Source organism: Stutzerimonas stutzeri (assembly GCF_002909485.1).
GTDB lineage: Bacteria > Pseudomonadota > Gammaproteobacteria > Pseudomonadales > Pseudomonadaceae > Stutzerimonas > Stutzerimonas stutzeri_AH.
Map to the genome: position 1 here is coordinate 510,074 of NZ_PPXG01000001.1, position 15,934 is coordinate 526,007.

General features: G+C 59.8%; 19 protein-coding genes and 2 tRNA genes. 15 read left to right on the plus strand and 6 right to left on the minus strand.

Features of this window, described 5'->3' with window-relative positions:
- Positions 1-64: 64 nt before the first annotated feature.
- Together ercA and CXK91_RS02230 are read left to right on the plus strand one after the other, a co-directional pair.
- Positions 65-1,228: an alcohol dehydrogenase-like regulatory protein ErcA gene (ercA, locus tag CXK91_RS02225; protein WP_103454757.1), complete on the plus strand. Its 1,164-nt coding sequence runs from the start codon at positions 65-67 to the stop codon at positions 1,226-1,228.
- A complete protein-coding gene (locus CXK91_RS02230; protein WP_103454758.1) occupies positions 1,212-2,912 on the plus strand; it encodes a PAS domain-containing hybrid sensor histidine kinase/response regulator in 1,701 nt (566 codons plus the stop codon). The genes ercA and CXK91_RS02230 overlap by 17 nt, the downstream gene beginning before the upstream one ends.
- Before the next feature lie 94 nt (positions 2,913-3,006).
- Here the strand turns inward: CXK91_RS02230 and CXK91_RS02235 are convergent, their stop codons facing one another.
- Positions 3,007-3,723, minus strand: a complete 717-nt coding sequence (locus CXK91_RS02235) for a hypothetical protein (protein ID WP_103454759.1) — start codon at positions 3,721-3,723, stop codon at positions 3,007-3,009.
- 207 nt (positions 3,724-3,930) lie between these two features.
- Here CXK91_RS02235 and gacA point away from each other — a divergent pair, with 207 nt between their 5' ends.
- The 6 genes from gacA to CXK91_RS02265 all read left to right on the plus strand — a co-directional run bounded on the left by gacA (position 3,931) and on the right by CXK91_RS02265 (position 7,647).
- Positions 3,931-4,575, plus strand: coding sequence for a response regulator transcription factor GacA (gene gacA / locus CXK91_RS02240; protein WP_103454760.1), 645 nt, complete (start codon positions 3,931-3,933; stop codon positions 4,573-4,575).
- Positions 4,575-6,398 (plus strand): excinuclease ABC subunit UvrC, encoded by a 1,824-nt coding sequence (gene uvrC / locus CXK91_RS02245; RefSeq protein ID WP_103454761.1) that lies wholly within the window; start codon positions 4,575-4,577, stop codon positions 6,396-6,398. The genes gacA and uvrC overlap by 1 nt, the downstream gene beginning before the upstream one ends.
- A 34-nt stretch (positions 6,399-6,432) precedes the next feature.
- Positions 6,433-6,990, plus strand: coding sequence for a CDP-diacylglycerol--glycerol-3-phosphate 3-phosphatidyltransferase (gene pgsA, locus CXK91_RS02250; RefSeq protein ID WP_103454762.1), 558 nt, complete (start codon positions 6,433-6,435; stop codon positions 6,988-6,990).
- A gap of 69 nt (positions 6,991-7,059) precedes the next feature.
- A tRNA-Gly gene (locus CXK91_RS02255) sits at positions 7,060-7,135 on the plus strand.
- A gap of 46 nt (positions 7,136-7,181) precedes the next feature.
- A tRNA-Cys gene (locus tag CXK91_RS02260) sits at positions 7,182-7,255 on the plus strand.
- 146 nt (positions 7,256-7,401) lie between these two features.
- Positions 7,402-7,647 (plus strand): hypothetical protein, encoded by a 246-nt coding sequence (locus CXK91_RS02265; protein WP_103454763.1) that lies wholly within the window; start codon positions 7,402-7,404, stop codon positions 7,645-7,647.
- On the opposite strand, the gene CXK91_RS02270 is transcribed toward CXK91_RS02265, so the two are convergent.
- From CXK91_RS02270 to CXK91_RS02290, 5 genes are all read right to left on the minus strand, one after another.
- Positions 7,648-7,842 (minus strand): PLD nuclease N-terminal domain-containing protein, encoded by a 195-nt coding sequence (locus CXK91_RS02270; protein ID WP_103454764.1) that lies wholly within the window; start codon positions 7,840-7,842, stop codon positions 7,648-7,650.
- Between the two features lie 104 nt (positions 7,843-7,946).
- Entirely contained in the window at positions 7,947-8,177 is a 231-nt protein-coding gene (locus CXK91_RS02275) for a thioredoxin family protein (RefSeq protein ID WP_103454999.1), read from the minus strand.
- Positions 8,178-8,185: 8 nt separating this feature from the next.
- Positions 8,186-9,535, minus strand: a complete 1,350-nt coding sequence (locus CXK91_RS02280; protein WP_103454765.1) for a permease — start codon at positions 9,533-9,535, stop codon at positions 8,186-8,188.
- A gap of 89 nt (positions 9,536-9,624) precedes the next feature.
- The gene (gene arsB / locus CXK91_RS02285) at positions 9,625-10,704 is read right to left on the minus strand and encodes an ACR3 family arsenite efflux transporter (RefSeq protein WP_103454766.1); all 1,080 of its coding nucleotides are present in this window, start codon (positions 10,702-10,704) and stop codon (positions 9,625-9,627) included.
- Positions 10,705-10,749: 45 nt separating this feature from the next.
- Positions 10,750-11,835: an ArsO family NAD(P)H-dependent flavin-containing monooxygenase gene (locus CXK91_RS02290; protein ID WP_103454767.1), complete on the minus strand. Its 1,086-nt coding sequence runs from the start codon at positions 11,833-11,835 to the stop codon at positions 10,750-10,752.
- Positions 11,836-12,034: 199 nt separating this feature from the next.
- Between CXK91_RS02290 and CXK91_RS02295 the strand changes: the two genes are divergently transcribed.
- From CXK91_RS02295 to CXK91_RS02325, 7 genes are read left to right on the plus strand one after another with little or no spacing between them, the layout of a single operon-like run.
- Positions 12,035-12,448, plus strand: a complete 414-nt coding sequence (locus CXK91_RS02295; RefSeq protein WP_103454768.1) for an arsenate reductase ArsC — start codon at positions 12,035-12,037, stop codon at positions 12,446-12,448.
- A gap of 12 nt (positions 12,449-12,460) precedes the next feature.
- Positions 12,461-12,817, plus strand: a complete 357-nt coding sequence (locus CXK91_RS02300) for a metalloregulator ArsR/SmtB family transcription factor (protein WP_103454769.1) — start codon at positions 12,461-12,463, stop codon at positions 12,815-12,817.
- 13 nt (positions 12,818-12,830) lie between these two features.
- Complete coding sequence (locus CXK91_RS02305; protein WP_103454770.1) at positions 12,831-13,301, plus strand: arsenate reductase ArsC; 471 nt, start codon at positions 12,831-12,833, stop codon at positions 13,299-13,301.
- Positions 13,302-13,320: 19 nt separating this feature from the next.
- On the plus strand, positions 13,321-14,034 hold the full coding sequence (gene arsH, locus CXK91_RS02310; protein WP_103454771.1) for an arsenical resistance protein ArsH: 714 nt from the start codon (positions 13,321-13,323) through the stop codon (positions 14,032-14,034).
- An 18-nt stretch (positions 14,035-14,052) separates the two neighbouring features.
- Positions 14,053-14,547 carry a cyclin-dependent kinase inhibitor 3 family protein gene (locus CXK91_RS02315; protein ID WP_103454772.1) on the plus strand — a complete coding sequence of 165 codons (495 nt, stop codon included), beginning with the start codon at positions 14,053-14,055 and terminating at the stop codon, positions 14,545-14,547.
- Between the two features lie 10 nt (positions 14,548-14,557).
- Positions 14,558-14,884 carry a YnfA family protein gene (locus CXK91_RS02320; RefSeq protein WP_103454773.1) on the plus strand — a complete coding sequence of 109 codons (327 nt, stop codon included), beginning with the start codon at positions 14,558-14,560 and terminating at the stop codon, positions 14,882-14,884.
- 25 nt (positions 14,885-14,909) lie between these two features.
- Positions 14,910-15,914 carry an ArsJ-associated glyceraldehyde-3-phosphate dehydrogenase gene (locus CXK91_RS02325; RefSeq protein WP_103454774.1) on the plus strand — a complete coding sequence of 335 codons (1,005 nt, stop codon included), beginning with the start codon at positions 14,910-14,912 and terminating at the stop codon, positions 15,912-15,914.
- Positions 15,915-15,934: the final 20 nt, after the last annotated feature.

Consider the following 15,934-nt stretch of genomic DNA (forward strand, 5'->3'; position numbering starts at 1 on the left):
GCTTTACCCGAGCAATGCAGTAGGCTTGCGCCCGTTGTTACAAAAAATAAAGAAGGCCGCAGTGATGAGCCCGAATATCAGCCTCCAGCGCAAATTCGTCTCCCCTGAAATCATCTTTGGGGCGGGCTGCCGTCATAGTGTCGGCACCTGCGCCGCCAACTTTGGGGCGCGAAAGGTGCTGGTGGTTTCTGATCCTGGCGTTGTCAAGGCTGGCTGGGTGGCGGACGTGCAGGCGAGCCTCGATCGCCAGAACATCGAACACTGCCTGTTCACAGGTGTTTCCCCTAATCCTCGCTGCGAAGAGGTAATGCTCGGCGCCGAGCTTTATAGCAGCGAAGGCTGCAACGTGATCGTCGCGGTCGGCGGTGGCAGCCCGATGGACTGCGCCAAGGGCATAGGCATCGTCGCCGCTCATGGGCGCCATATTTATGAGTTCGAGGGAGTGGATACGCTACGCGTGCCAAGCCCGCCGCTGATTCTGATTCCGACTACTGCGGGCACCTCGGCCGATGTCTCTCAGTTCGTGATCATCTCCAATCAGCAAGAGCGGATGAAGTTCTCCATCGTCAGCAAGGCCGCTGTGCCGGATGTCTCGCTGATCGATCCGGAAACCACTCTCAGCATGGATCCGTTTCTCTCCGCCTGCACCGGTATCGATGCTTTGGTACATGCAATCGAAGCGTTCGTGTCCACCGGCCATGGTCCATTGACCGATCCCCACGCGCTGGAAGCCATGCGGTTGATCAACGGCAATCTGGTGCAGATGATTGCCAACCCGGCTGATATCACGCTGCGTGAACAGATCATGCTTGGCAGCATGCAGGCGGGGTTGGCGTTCTCCAATGCGATTCTCGGCGCCGTGCATGCCATGTCCCACAGCCTGGGCGGCTACCTCGATTTGCCGCATGGCGTGTGCAACGCCGTGTTGGTCGAACATGTCGTCGCATTCAATTACGACGCTTCGCCGGACCGCTACCGCAAGGTCGCTGAAACACTTGGCATCGATCCGCGCGGGCTGAACCATCGTCAGATTCGCGAGCGGTTGGTGCAGCATCTAATCGACCTCAAACAGCAGATCGGCTTCCGCGAAACGCTGAGCCTGCACGGCGTTAACCTTTCCGATATCCCGTTCCTCTCGCAACATGCGATGCAGGACCCCTGCATCCTGACCAATCCACGCTCGTCGACGCAGCGCGACGTCGAGGTCGTCTATGCCGAAGCCCTCTGATGACCAGCATCAGGCACTGACGGAACTCCTCGGGTTCGGTAGCCATTCGGCACGCAAAAGCCATTATCCAGAGCTGTTGGCTCGCGTGGCAGAGCTCGAAGCCGAGCGCAATCGTTATAAATGGCTGTTTGAACACGCCGTGCACGGGATTTTCCAGGCAAGCCTGCACGAAGGCATCCGTGCGACCAACCCGGCACTTGCGCGCATGCTGGGTTATGAGTCCTCCGAGGAGGCGCTGTGGGCGCTAACCGACCTGTCGCACCATTTATTCATTGGTGGGGAGGATGAACTGCGCCAGATTCGTCACACCCTGAGCCAGCAGCATGGATTGTTCGGCTACGAGACGCGCCTGCGACGCAAGGATGGCAGCGCCATCTACGTGGTCATGAACTTGTTGCTCAAGCCGGATGAAGAAGGCCTGGTCGAAGGATTCGTCGCCGATGTCACCGAGCGCAGACTGGTCCAGATACGCCTGCTGCAGTTGAATGAAGAACTGGAGCTGCGCGTCGCCGAACGTACCTGCGAGCTGCGCGAGGCTCGTGATGCAGCGGAGGCTGCCAACCTCAGCAAGGACAAGTATCTCGCCGCGGCCAGCCATGACCTGCTGCAACCCCTCAACGCTGCGCGCCTCTTGATCTCGACCTTGCGTGAGCGAAAGCTGCCCCAGAGTGAATCGCATCTGGTCGAGCGGGCCCATCAGGCACTGGAAGGCGCCGAAGACCTGCTTACCGACCTGCTCGATATCTCCAAGCTCGATCAGGCCGCTATCAAGCCGGACATCGACATCTACTCACTGGACGACGTTCTGTTGCCGCTGGTGTCCGAGTTCCAGTCGGTGGCCAGTGCTGCGGGGCTTAGGTTGAAACACTATATTCCTCGTTTCGCCGTCAAGACCGATTTCCGTCTTCTGACGCGGATTCTGCGCAACTTTCTCAGCAACGCTTGCCGTTATACCGATCGAGGCAGCGTACTGGTCGGCGCTCGCATACGCGACGGTGCAGTGCGCTTCGAGGTCTGGGATACCGGTCGAGGTATCCCAGAGGAGGAGTTGCAATCGATCTTCCTCGAATTCAACCAGCTTGGAATCGGTCGTTCCGCGAAGCGCAGCGGAGTAGGGCTGGGCCTGGCCATTGTCGACCGCATCGCCAACATGCTGGGCTACAGCGTCCTAGTCCGCTCGACTCCGGGACGGGGCTCCGTTTTCAGCATCGATGTGCCACTGGCCGAGACCATACCCAGTGCGCGGGTTGCCTCGCCTTCGATCGCTCCGCAACTGGGTGATCCGCTGCCTGGGCGACGTCTGCTGGTGATCGACAACGAGGAGAGCATTCTCCAAAGCATGTCAGCGCTTCTGGAACAATGGGGCTGCACCGTAGTGACTGCTACCGACGAGCAGAGCGCGCTGGCTGCTCTGGGCGGGATGGCACCGGATGCAATCCTCGCCGATTACCATCTGGATCACGGGCTGACCGGCTGGGACGTCGTGCTCGCGGTGCGAGAACGCTTCAATCAGGCGCTGCCGGTGGTGATGATCACCGCTGATCGCAGTAACCAGTGCCGTCAGCAATTGCAGGGCTGTGGCGTTCCAGTGCTGAACAAACCGGTCAAGCCCGGCAAGATGCGCTCGGTGCTCAGCCATCTGCTTGCGGGCAACGGCGGCGCAAGTGCGTCAGAAGCCGGCTGACACGATTTCGATCAAGTTTTTCCTCTCGTGATCCCGGCAGTTTATCGATTGATGCGCAGACCTAGAGGATGAACGACAGGCACGGGCGTACCGGCTACATCAACAATAAAAGGAACGAGTAGCCGAGCGACCCGAGCAGAAACGCGCCGAATCGGCTGTTGCGTTCCGACGGCAGCTCCTCCTTGAGTACGTTGAGGATGATTGCACCGGCGATGAACGCAGTGACTGCTGATACGCCTAGCTCGGACAGCTCTATGATTGCGCCGAACGCCCAGCCAACCAGCGTAGAGCCCGCCAGTATCCAGCGACCTCGACGAGCGAACAGCTGCTGATGGTCGTGCTGAAGTGCTACGTCATTGACCATGAAATGCAGCGACATGGCCACGGTGTACCAGACCAGTTCCAACTCCTGGCCGGGGTCTCGGTTGGCGAGGATATAGCCGATCAGAGCGTTGTAGCCGGCGAATGCACCTATGTGGAGCCAGAACACGCCAGCGTGAGAAGGCGCACCTTCAGACTGCTCGTCGCGGTGCTGCTTGATCAGCCGCTCGAGTCCGTAGAAGCAGACGAGACCGATCAGCGCTAGCAGATATGCGTGGTGTTCCAGGTAGCGCAACGGGTGGAACCCGCTATCCTCCATCACCTTCTGCCCGTGAGCCAGCTCAGGAAGCAGATGAACGAACACGTAGGCGACGGCAACGCCACCGGCCGCGGATAACCAGCGGCTGCGCGGCAACTGGTGCAGCTCGCTCAGCCTTCCGGCCAATATGTGGGTGGCGGTCAGAACCAGTGCGGCGAGCAATGTGAGCATGGGTAACCTGAGGAAATAGCCATCAGGTTTGTGACTTTGGCCGTCCATCGGCGTTCAGCATGCAGTTCGTCGGCTGGTGGGGCGGACTTATGATCTCGATCAGTTACCTGCATCGTGATCGGCCAGGCCGATGATTTTTTTGATAGAGTTCGCTCCTGAAAAAGCGAGCAGCCAGCCAGCTTTTAGTACGGTCAATGAGGTGTCTGCTTGATTAGGGTGCTGGTGGTCGATGACCACGATCTGGTTCGCACAGGCATCAGTCGCATGTTGGGGGACATCTCCGGACTGCAGGTGATTGGTCAGGCGGACTCCGGTGAAGATGCCATTCGCAAGGCCCGGGAGCTCAAGCCCGATGTCGTCCTGATGGACGTCAAGATGCCCGGCATCGGTGGCCTCGAGGCGACCCGAAAACTGCTGCGCAGCTATCCCGATCTGAAGGTCATTGCAGTGACCATCTGCGAAGAAGATCCTTTTCCGACCCGTCTCCTGCAAGCCGGCGCTGCGGGCTACCTGACCAAGGGTGCGGCGCTGGAAGAAATGGTTCAGGCCATTCGCATGGTGTTTGGCGGCCAGCGTTACATCAGCCCCCAGATTGCCCAGCAGCTGGCGCTGAAATCGTTCCAGCCGCAGCTCAGCGAATCACCGTTCGATCTGCTCTCGGAGCGGGAAATCCAAATTGCGCTGATGATCGCCAACTGCCAGAAAGTACAGAGCATCTCTGACAAGCTCTGTCTCTCGCCGAAGACGGTCAACACCTACCGCTATCGCATCTTCGAAAAGCTGTCGATTACCAGTGATGTCGAGCTTGCCCTGCTGGCGGTTCGCCACGGGATGGTCGACACCGTCAACTGATGGCAGAAACCTTCGACTCGTCGGCGTTCCTGGCGGCCTGCAGCGGCCGCCCGGGCGTTTATCGCATGTTCGATGCGCAGGCCAAGTTGCTTTATGTCGGCAAGGCCAAGAACCTCAAAAAACGCCTGGCAAGTTATTTCCGCAAGACCGGGCAGGCGCCGAAGACCGCCGCACTGGTGGCCAAGATCGCCCAGGTCGAAACCACCATCACCGCCAACGAGACCGAGGCGCTGCTGCTCGAGCAGACCCTGATCAAGCAATGGCGGCCGCCTTACAACATCCTGCTGCGTGACGATAAGTCCTATCCCTATGTGTTCCTCTCGGCCGGCGAGTTTCCGCGACTGAGCATTCATCGCGGCGCAAAGAAAGAGCCTGGCCGCTACTTTGGCCCCTATCCGAGCGCCGGAGCGATTCGCGAGAGCCTGAGTCTGCTGCAGAAGGCGTTCTTCGTGCGCCAGTGCGAAGACAGCTACTACCGAAACCGCACACGGCCTTGCCTGCAGTACCAGATCAAGCGCTGCAAGGCGCCTTGCGTGAAGCTGGTGGACGCGGACGAGTACGCCGAAGACGTACGCCATTCAGTGATGTTCCTTGAAGGCCGCAGCAATGCGTTGTCTGAAGAACTCTCACGAAATATGGAAAAGGCTGCGATGAATCTGGACTTCGAGCGCGCCGCCGAGATCCGCGATCAGATCGGCATCCTGCGCCGCGTGCAGGACCAACAGAGCATGGAAGGCGGCACTGGCGACGTGGATATCGTCGCCGCGGTGGTCAGCCCGGGCGGTGCCTGCGTTCACCTGATCACCGTGCGTGGCGGCCGGGTGCTGGGGAGCAAGAATTTCTTCCCGCAGGTAGCGATCGAAGAAAGTGTCAGCGAAGTGCTGCAGGCGTTCCTTGAGCAGTACTATCTGGCCGCTATCGAGCGCGATCTGCCAGGCGAGCTGATCGTCAACGCTGTGCATGAGGATTTCCCCACGCTTATCAACGCCATCGCCGAGTTGCGTGGCTTCGATCTGACGATTACTCACCGCGTGCGTGGCACGCGTGCGCGCTGGCAGCAGTTGGCTTTGACCAACGCCGAACAGGCGATGGGCGCTCGCCTGGCCAATCGTCAGCATCTATCGGCTCGCTTCGAGGCATTGGCCGAGGCGCTGGAACTGGACGAATCACCGCAGCGCCTGGAGTGTTTCGATATCAGCCATTCCAGCGGTGAGGCGACGGTGGCATCCTGCGTGGTCTTCGGGCCAGAGGGTCCGCTGAAGTCCGACTACCGCCGCTACAACATTGAAGGCGTCACCGCAGGTGATGACTACGCGGCCATGCACCAGGCACTGTCCCGACGTTTTCGCAAGGCAGCGGAGGGGGAGGGCAAACTACCGGATATTCTGTTGGTCGATGGTGGCAAAGGCCAGCTCAACATGGCGCGCGAGGTGCTCGAGGAGCTGGCCGTGCCGGAACTGATCCTGCTCGGCGTAGCCAAAGGCGTGACGCGCAAGCCGGGACTTGAAACGCTCTACCTCAATGATGCAGCGCACGAATTCACGCTCCCGGCAGATTCACCGGCACTGCACCTGATCCAGCAGGTGCGCGACGAGGCGCACCGTTTCGCCATTACTGGCCACCGCGCAAGGCGCGGAAAAACCCGCCGCACATCGACTCTGGAGGCGGTTCCAGGTATCGGCCCGAAGCGCCGGCGCGAACTGCTAACGCATTTTGGCGGTCTTCAGGAACTGTGTAGAGCAAGCCTCGACGAGATCGCGAAAGCTCCGGGCATCAGTAAAAAGCTTGCCGAGTCGATTTATGCCGCTCTACACAGTGAGTAAACTGTCCCCCGAATTCTGCCGATCAGTGGTACCGATGAATATTCCGAACCTGCTCACCGTTCTACGCGTGCTGCTGATACCCATCTTCATTTTGCTTTTCTATCTCCCGTTTCACTGGAGCTATCTGGCCGCGAGCTCGGTATTCACCGTGGCGGCGCTGACCGACTGGCTTGATGGGTACCTGGCGCGCCGTCTGGAGCAGAGCACGCCATTCGGTGCATTCCTCGATCCGGTAGCGGACAAGCTGATGGTAGCGGTCGCGCTGGTGCTGCTGGTAGAAGAGCACTCGAACCTGTGGCTGACATTGCCGGCAGCCATCATCATTGGTCGTGAAATTGTCGTTTCGGCGCTGCGCGAGTGGATGGCAGAGCTGGGCGCGCGAGCGCAGGTGGCGGTGTCGAGTCTGGGCAAGTGGAAGACCGCCGCGCAGATGGTTGCGCTTGTGGTCCTGCTGGCGAACCCGCCGCAACCAACGATCTGGGTCGGCTTGGGCTATGCGTTGCTGATCGTGGCGGCGGGCCTGACACTGTGGTCGATGATCAATTACCTGATGGCCGCCTGGCCGCATCTGAGCCCTACCGAAAAGAAATAAAAACTTTTTTAATCAAAGGGTTGACGGCAGCATTCGATCGTATAGAATGGCGCCCGTCACCAAGACAATGCGGGAATAGCTCAGTTGGTAGAGCACGACCTTGCCAAGGTCGGGGTCGCGAGTTCGAGTCTCGTTTCCCGCTCCAGTTTGTAAGATCGCGCCGCAGTAATCATGCGGCGCCTTCGTTTTGAGGCCGGTTGGCAGAGTGGTTATGCAGCGGATTGCAAATCCGTGTACGCCGGTTCGATTCCGACATCGGCCTCCATATTGAAAAGCCCCAAGCAATCCGTTGCTTGGGGCTTTTTCTTTTGTGCGGGAAAAGAGTAGTTCGTCGCGAGGCTTTTTCCGACAGTGCGCGATTCCAAAAACGCTATCTATACTGCATGAGCCCTCTCACGCAGGAGAATAGCCATGCGACGCTTCTCAGCCCTTGCCTTTGCCGTGCTGCTCAGTGCGCCGGCCCTGGCGATGCATTGCCCGATGGACATGGCCAAGATCGACGAGCAGCTAAAGACCAATCCGCCGAAAGATGCAACGACGCTGCAACAGGTGCGCGAGTTGCGTGCCGAGGGTGAGCAGCTGCATCAGGAGGGCAAGCACGCTGACTCGGTGCGGGTGCTCGGTAGGGCGCTGTATCTGTTGGGCCTGAAGCCCTGATCAATGCGCTCGGCGTAGCCCCACCAGCAGCCAGAACAGTAGGCCCAGCACCGGGAAGACGGCGATGCCAATCGCCCAGAGCGCCTTTGCGCCTACGGTTCGCTCACTTTTGAAGACGCTGATTACCGCTAGCAAATTCAGTGCTATGAGCACCACTGCTGCCGCAATGGCGAGGTACGTTGTCGAATCGGACACTTCTCACACTCCTGACGGTTCACTTATGAGGCCGTGAACTGCACAGGACGGTTCCGTTCGGCGAGGGCCGTGCCGCATTTGCCGCACAACGTCGAGACGATCGCTCAGCCGAGCAGCTGCTGAAGCTCATCGCTGCTGGGCACCTTACCCTCCACGACTATGTCGTCGTCCACTGCGAGCGCCGGGGTGCGCATGATGCCCGCATCGATGATGGCGTTGACGTCGGAGACTTTCTCAACCTCGAAATCCAGCCCGAGTCTCCGCGCGGCTACCTCGGCATTGGCGGTGAGTTGTTGGCACTTGGCGCAGCCGGATCCATAAACAGTCAGTTTCAGCGTCTTTCTCACATCAGTTGCCCATAGAGATAGCCGCTGAGCGTGGCCATAACCACCACCAGCGAGCAGTACACGATCGTTTTCTGGGTGCCGAGCACGGTGCGAATCACCAGCATGTTCGGTAGCGACAATGCAGGACCCGCCAACAGGATCGCCAGCGCCGGGCCCTTACCCATACCCGCGCCCAGCAGGCCTTCGACAATGGGCACCTCGGTCAGGGTGGAAAAATACATGAACGCGCCCAATACCGAGGCGAGGAGGGTGGAGGTGAAACTGTTATCGCCGACAGCCCAGACTACCCATTCGCCGGGGATCAGCCCTTCATGGCCAGGGCGGCCGAGCAGCATGCCGGCGATCAGTACTCCGCCAAGCAGCAACGGCATGATCTGCTTGGTGAAGTCCCAGCTCTGCCCAACCCATTCCTGACCTGCCGCATTCTCGCGACTGGCTTGAAGCATAAGCCCGGCGATGCCAATAACCATCGCCAGTTCTGGCCATTGCGGCGCAAGCAGAGCGCTCACCGCGACCAGCGCGCCAATAGCTAGCAGTGGCTTAACCGACCACTTCCAACGGCGTACCAGTAGTGTTGCCAGCAATATCGCGAGGAGCGCGGTGATTGGCCATTTCCACGCGTGAATCACCATCCAGGTCGCGCTATCGGCGCTCGCCCAGTTGGCGAATACCAAGATGCCTATCATCAAGCTGAACAACGCCACGATGTCACCAATTGGGTGCCCATCGTCGTCATCGGCGAAGCCACGTGCTCCCTTGGCTGCACGCGCAGCCTCCTCATGGCGGTAGAGCAAATGCATGATGGCGCCGATCACGAGAGCGAAGACAATGGCGCCCACAGCACGAGCAATGCCAAGTTCAGCACCCAGTATCTTGGCGGTGACCACGATGGCCATGACATTGATCGCCGCGCCCAGGCCCGCGCCGCGTTTGTAGATGCCGCCGAACAGCGGCAGCACGGTGCATGAACATACAGCCAACAGCGTACCGGCGACGGACGCCACACCAAAAGCAACCGGCTTCGGCGAGGCCGGGCCTAAGTGCTTCATTACCGCACCCTGGCTGATGTAGACCGCCATCGCCCCGGCTATGACAAATGCCGGTAACAGGCAAAGAATCACATGCTCACGAGCGTACCACTGGGTCAGGCGCAGGCCTTCGAGCACCGCGTTCTCGAAGCGCGGCTGCCCCAGTGGCAGAAAAAAGATCAACAGGAACGCCGCACACATCCCGAGAAGCACCTTGGCTTCGATAGCATGACCCCGCCAGAAGCTCCTTAGATGCGCACTCAACGAAGCCGGCAAATCACTGCCAGGTGCGGGCTGCTCTTGTGCGGGGCTGTCCATGTCGATGGTCCTCATTAGACTGCATTGATGGTAGCCAGCCTGTACGCAGCCCTGCTGATCAGGATCAAGCGCGGGTCAGTGTTCCTCTCTCAATCAGCAGGCAGTGCGCGGTTATACCAGTCACGACTGTGGTTGATGCTGCGCACCAGCCAGAGCATGACCGGCACCTCGATTAACACGCCCACAACGGTCGCAAGGGCTGCACCGGAATTGAAACCATAGAGCACGATGGCAACGGCAACCGCCAGTTCGAAGAAGTTCGAGGCACCGATCATCGCCGAAGGGCCGGCGACATCATGGCGAACCAGAAAGCGACGGTTGAGCCAATAGCCGAGCCCGGCGATGAACAGTGTTTGCAGCAGGATCGGTACCGCTAGCATGGCGATGATCAACGGCTGAGCAACGATCGCTTCGCCCTGGAAGGAGAACAGAAGCACCAGGGTTGCCAGTAGCGCCACGATGGAGAACGGCTGGACCTTCGCCAGTGCCGCCTGGAAGGCCTGTTCACCGCGCTTCATCAGCCGGCCGCGAATGAACTGGGCGATGGCCAGCGGAATTACGATGTACATCACCACCGAGAGCAGCAGGGTGTCCCAGGGCACCGGGATCGAGGACACGCCGAGCAGCAGCGCGACGATTGGCGCAAAAGCGAACACCATCACCACGTCGTTGAGCGCCACCTGGGTCAGGGTGAAGTTGGCGTTGCCGTTACAGAGATTACTCCAGACGAAGACCATCGCCGTGCAGGGTGCGGCGCCGAGAAGGATCAGGCCGGCCATGTAGCTATCGAGCTCGGAAGCCGGGAGCCACGGGGCGAAAACATGCTTGATGAATATCCAGCCAAGCAGGGCCATGGTAAATGGCTTGACCGCCCAGTTGACGAACAGGGTGATGCCCATGCTCGCCCGTTGCGCATAGACCTCCCGTAGTGCCGAGAAATCGATCTTCATTAGCATTGGGATGATCATCACCCAGATCAGCAGACCGACAGGGATGTTCACGTGGGCGATTTCCAGCGCACCGACCGCTTGTGCAGCGGCGGGCATGCCCAGGCCGAGGAGGGTGCCGGCAATGATGCAGAGGAACACCCAAAGCGTCAGATAACGCTCGAAAAAGCCGAGTGGGGCGCCGGCGGCTTTCTTGCCGACCACTTCACATTGACTGGACATCGGTATCTAACCTTCTCGCAAGATGATCGGGATTACGTATGTTGCTTATTTCGGGCGCTGCGTCGGCGTCGAGGCAAGCGTTTGGACGACCTCGTCGACGGTACTTCGCGCAGTGCGGGTGACCCCGATCAGCGTGGCGGACGCCGCGCCAGTCCAGTCGCCGTAGCCCACCAGCCAAAGCTTGGGCTGTTTCACGACGCGCGTGCCCTCTACCTGAACCTTGCCATCAGCCTCGATGACGTCCAGCTCACGAAGGTGATCCAGCGCCGGACTGAACCCAGTGCACCAGATCACCGCATCGAGCGCGACATGACGACCGTCGTCCCATTCGATACCGCTTTCGGTGAAGCGTACGAAAGGCCGTTCAGCCACCAGTACTCCGCGCGCTCGGGCCTCACGTACCGGCGGCACCATCACGATGTCACCGAAACCGCCCGCCGGCTCGTCGATGCTGCGACCCTCTTGCTGCGCCCTCCAACGCTCGGTGGCGCGTTCGAACAGCACGCGGCCGTCTACGTCATCGGGCAGAAATGCTGGCGTGTCCTTTGTGATCCATAGCGTTTCGCTGACTTTGGAAACCTCGGCCAGAATCTGTGCCCCAGAGTTGCCGCCACCCACCACCATGACCCGCTTACCCGAGAAGGGGGTCGGATCATGGTAGTTAGCCGAATGAAGCTGAATTCCCTGAAAGCGCTCGCGGCCCTCATAAGGCGGGATAATTGGTTTGCTCCAGGTACCGGTCGCGCTGATTACTGCCCGCGCGAGCCATTGCTGGTGGCCGGCTTGCACCTGCCAGAGATCGTCGCGGTGACTGACCGTGTCGACGCGAACTGGCCGCTGGATCGGAAATCGATAGCGGTCTTCGTAACGTCGTAAATAATCGATAACGTCGTTGCGCGTAGGGGTGCCTGGCTCGGACTGAGCGGGCATTGGCCAGCCGGCAATCGAACTCCAGGCAGCAGGTGAGAATAGCCGCAGCGATGCCCAGGTGTGCAACCAGGCGCCGCCAGGGCTGGACTGCTCATCGAGCAGCAGATATGACAACGAAGTACGACGCAGGAAGTAGGCGGTCGCCAGGGCGGATTGCCCTGCACCGATGACGATGACATCGACGACGTTGGATGCTGTCATCAACAGCCTCTCTTCGGGAAAGTAGATTTATTCGTTTATGGATATATACGAATTAAAGAATATACGCCTCCTCCATTGCTCTATGCAAACCTTGGAATAATCCTATTTTGACATGGCATAGGCGTCGGCAATATGTGCTTTACTTGCTTATACGGCAAACAATATATTCGCTTATGCATACCTACTGGAGAGCGGCTTCATGTCCTACAAAGCGAGCGTTTTGTTCGTTTGCGTTGCCAATTCGGCACGTTCTCAACTCGCCGAGGCGCTACTGCGGCATACCGACTCGGTGCATTTCGAAGCCTTCAGTGCTGGTACTGCTCCCACTCAGGTTGACGCCCGCGCACTGGCAGCGCTGGAGCAGCTCGGCGTGCCATCTGAAGGGTTGCGCAGCAAGTCGCTGGCGGAGCTGGACCGGCAGCAGTTCGATTACGTAATCACGTTGTGTGACAAATCATCGCTGGAATGCCATGCATTGCCGGGCGCCGGCGAATATATCGCCTGGAATTTCGAAGACCCCGCGGTCAGTGAGCATTCGGAGCCGTACCGGCATACGCTCCACGAGATACACGAGCGGATCAAGATGTTCGTTCTGGTGAAGAACAAGCGCTGAGAAGGTATTCCCGTGGTTGAGCACCTGACACCTACCGCCGTATTCAAATGCCTTGCAGACGAGACACGGGTGCGAATCGCACTGCTCGTTGCTCGTGAAGGCGAGTTGTGCGTTTGCGAGTTGACCTGCGCGCTGGATGAAAGCCAGCCGAAGATCTCGCGGCATCTGGCGCTGCTGCGCGGCTGCGGAATACTGGAAGATCGCCGTCAAGGCCAATGGGTTTATTACCGGCTCCATCCGCACCTGCCTGACTGGGTGACCGACATGCTGCAGCCGATCCTGGCCGCGAACAAGAACTGGTTGAGCGACAACGTGCAGCGCCTCGAAAGCATGCGCAACCGCCCCGAACGCGCCAGTTCATGTGCCTGAAGCAAGGATGACTATGAAGATTCTCTTTCTCTGCACCGCGAACAGTTGCCGCAGCATTCTGGCCGAGGCGCTGTTCAATCACCTTGCGCCGGTCGGCATGCGCGCGTTCAGCGCCGGCAGCGAGCCAAGAGGCGAAATCAATCCACTGACGCTTGAGGCGCTGGCGCGGGCCGGCATTGCGGCTGATGGCTTGTATAGCAAGAGCAGCGATGCGCATCAGGCGCTGAATCCCGACTTCGTCATTACCGTCTGCGACAAGGCCGCTGGCGAAGCGTGCCCGGTGCATTTCGGCCCGGCCACAAAGGCGCACTGGGGGCTTGTCGATCCTTCCGAGAGCGTCGGTAGTCCCGACGAAATCGAGGCGACGTTCGATGCCACGCTGGCCAGGCTCAAGCTACGTTTCACCGCGTTTCTAGCGCTACCGCTCGCACAACTGGATGCCGCTACGCTGAGAACTGAGCTGGCGCGCATTGGCACACTTTGAACATTGCAGGCCATGCCTAATGAACGACGATCTGCCCAATATCGACCCAGATCTACTGGATATGCCTGACCTGGACAAGCTTGCTTCGCCAGCAGGTCCGGAACACAGACCACGTATCCTGCTGCTCTATGGTTCCAACCGGGAGCGCTCCTACAGTCGTCTGCTGGTACAGGAAGCTGCACGCCTGCTCGAGCGTTTCGGCGCCGAGACGCGCATCTTCAATCCGGCAGGGTTGCCGCTCCCCGACGATGCGCCGGACAGCCACCCGAAGGTTCAGGAGCTGCGCGAGTTGATGCAGTGGTCGGAAGGGCAGGTGTGGTGTTCGCCTGAACGTCACGGCTCGATGAGCGCGGTGTTCAAGGCGCAGATCGACTGGGTGCCGCTAGCCATGGGGGCGGTGCGGCCGACCCAGGGCAAGACGCTGGCGATCATGCAGGTCAGTGGCGGTTCGCAATCGTTCAACGCGCTGAACCAGATGCGCGTACTCGGTCGCTGGATGCGCATGGTCACCATCCCCAATCAATCCTCAGTGGCCAAAGCCTTTCTGGAGTTTGACGATGCCGGCCGGATGAAGCCCTCGGCCTACTACGACCGCGTGGTGGATGTGATGGAGGAGCTGATCAAGTTCACCCTACTGGTACGCGGTCGGGCCGACTATCTGGTCGATCGCTATTCGGAACGCAAGGAGTCGGCTGAAGCGCTGTCCCGCCGCGTCAATCAACGCTCCATCTGACCTCCAGGAATCGCCCGCGTGTCTCATCCCTACGACATCCTCAATGTGCCCGGCTGCGCCGGTCAGCTGATCCTCACTCCGTGCCCCGGTAGCAAGGGCACTAGCGTCAGCGAGGCACTTACTACGCTGCAAGCGGCTGGTGCCGAGGCGCTGATCACCTTGATGCCCGCTGAAGAGCTGGCCTGTAACGAAGCGACGCAGCTGCCGCAGCTATGTGCCGAACGCGATCTTGAGTGGTTCCATCTGCCAGTCGCCGACGAGCAGGTGCCGCTGGCGGATTTCGATGACGCCTGGGGAGAGTCCGTTGCCCGCATCAGTGAATTGCTGAGTGCCGGAAAAAGCGTTGCCATTCACTGCAAGGGTGGCTCTGGGCGTACCGGGCTGATCGCCGCGCGCATTCTCATAGACCGGGAAGTGCCGCGCGAAACTGCCATCGCCAGCGTCCAGGCGCTGCGTCCCAAAGCAATCCAGCATCCGGCGCATATCGGCTGGATTGAGCGCTTCGGCGAATAACGAGGCTTGCATGCTGAATACGCTTGGCCTGTTCGTGATAACCGCGGTCGCAGAAATCGTCGGCTGCTACCTGCCGTACCTCTGGCTGAAACAAGGCAGGAGTATCTGGTTATTGGTGCCGGCGGCGTTTTCCCTGGCGCTATTCGCCTGGTTGCTTTCATTGCATCCCACCGCCGCAGGGCGTGTGTACGCCGCTTACGGCGGCGTGTATGTCGGTGTCGCGCTGGTCTGGCTGTGGCTGGTCGACGGCGTTCGCCCGACTTGGTGGGACCTGCTTGGCTGCGCCGTGGCCATGTTGGGCATGGCGATCATCATGTTTGCGCCACGAACCCCCTGATTCACATCTCGAAAGCGAGTCTTCCATGAGTATCAAAGTGGGCATTAACGGCTTCGGCCGCATCGGACGTCTGGCATTGCGTGCCGCGTGGGATTGGCCAGAGCTGGAATTCGTACAAATCAATGATCCGGCGGGCGATGCCGCAACCCATGCTCACCTGCTGAACTTCGATTCCATCCATGGCCGCTGGCAGCACGAGGCGGGCGCCGAAGGCGACTGCCTGGTAATCGACGGTCAGCGGGTCAAGGTCAGCGCCAACAAGACGATTGCCGAAACCGACTGGTCGCCTTGCGATCTGGTCATTGAGGCCAGCGGCAAGATGAAGACCGTGGCGGTGCTACAGCAATATCTGGATCAAGGCGTGAAGCGGGTGGTTGTCAGCGCGCCGGTGAAGGAGCCGGGTGCATTGAACGTCGTCATGGGCGTCAACGACGGTCTGTTCGATCCGGCCAAGCATCGCATCGTGACTGCGGCTTCTTGCACCACCAACTGCCTGGCGCCGGTGGTCAAAGTCATCCACGAGCAGCTCGGCATCCGCCACGGCTCGATCACCACGATTCACGACCTGACCAACACCCAGAGCATTCTCGACCAGCCGCACAAGGACCTGCGCCGCGCGCGGGCATCCGGCATGAGCCTGATTCCCACCACCACCGGCTCGGCGACGGCGATCGCGGAGATATTTCCCGAACTTCGCGGCAAGCTGAATGGCCATGCCGTGCGCGTGCCGCTGGCCAATGCGTCGCTGACCGATTGCGTGTTCGAGGTGGAGCGAGCAACCGATGCTGCCGAGGTTAATCAGCTGCTCAAAGCCGCGGCCGATGGCGAGTTAAAGGGGATTCTCGGGTACGAGGAACGGCCTTTGGTTTCCATTGATTACCGCACCGATCCGCGCTCGTCGATCATCGATGCGCTGTCGACCATGGTGGTCAATGGGACGCAAGTGAAGATCTATGCCTGGTACGACAACGAGTGGGGCTACGCCAACCGCACTGTCGAACTGGCACGCAAGGTGGGGTTGGCAGTGTGAGGCGCCGTTCGCGATTTCGC

Coding starts and splice junctions, on each gene's coding strand:
- ercA (WP_103454757.1), top strand. CDS start 65: ATGAGCCCGAATATCAGCCTCCAGCGCAAATTCGTCTCCCCTGAAATC.
- CXK91_RS02230 (WP_103454758.1), top strand. CDS start 1,212: ATGCCGAAGCCCTCTGATGACCAGCATCAGGCACTGACGGAACTCCTC.
- CXK91_RS02235 (WP_103454759.1), bottom strand. CDS start 3,723: ATGCTCACATTGCTCGCCGCACTGGTTCTGACCGCCACCCACATATTG.
- uvrC (WP_103454761.1), top strand. CDS start 4,575: ATGGCAGAAACCTTCGACTCGTCGGCGTTCCTGGCGGCCTGCAGCGGC.
- pgsA (WP_103454762.1), top strand. CDS start 6,433: ATGAATATTCCGAACCTGCTCACCGTTCTACGCGTGCTGCTGATACCC.
- CXK91_RS02265 (WP_103454763.1), top strand. CDS start 7,402: ATGCGACGCTTCTCAGCCCTTGCCTTTGCCGTGCTGCTCAGTGCGCCG.
- CXK91_RS02280 (WP_103454765.1), bottom strand. CDS start 9,535: ATGGACAGCCCCGCACAAGAGCAGCCCGCACCTGGCAGTGATTTGCCG.
- arsB (WP_103454766.1), bottom strand. CDS start 10,704: ATGTCCAGTCAATGTGAAGTGGTCGGCAAGAAAGCCGCCGGCGCCCCA.
- CXK91_RS02290 (WP_103454767.1), bottom strand. CDS start 11,835: ATGACAGCATCCAACGTCGTCGATGTCATCGTCATCGGTGCAGGGCAA.
- CXK91_RS02295 (WP_103454768.1), top strand. CDS start 12,035: ATGTCCTACAAAGCGAGCGTTTTGTTCGTTTGCGTTGCCAATTCGGCA.
- CXK91_RS02305 (WP_103454770.1), top strand. CDS start 12,831: ATGAAGATTCTCTTTCTCTGCACCGCGAACAGTTGCCGCAGCATTCTG.
- arsH (WP_103454771.1), top strand. CDS start 13,321: ATGAACGACGATCTGCCCAATATCGACCCAGATCTACTGGATATGCCT.
- CXK91_RS02320 (WP_103454773.1), top strand. CDS start 14,558: ATGCTGAATACGCTTGGCCTGTTCGTGATAACCGCGGTCGCAGAAATC.
- CXK91_RS02325 (WP_103454774.1), top strand. CDS start 14,910: ATGAGTATCAAAGTGGGCATTAACGGCTTCGGCCGCATCGGACGTCTG.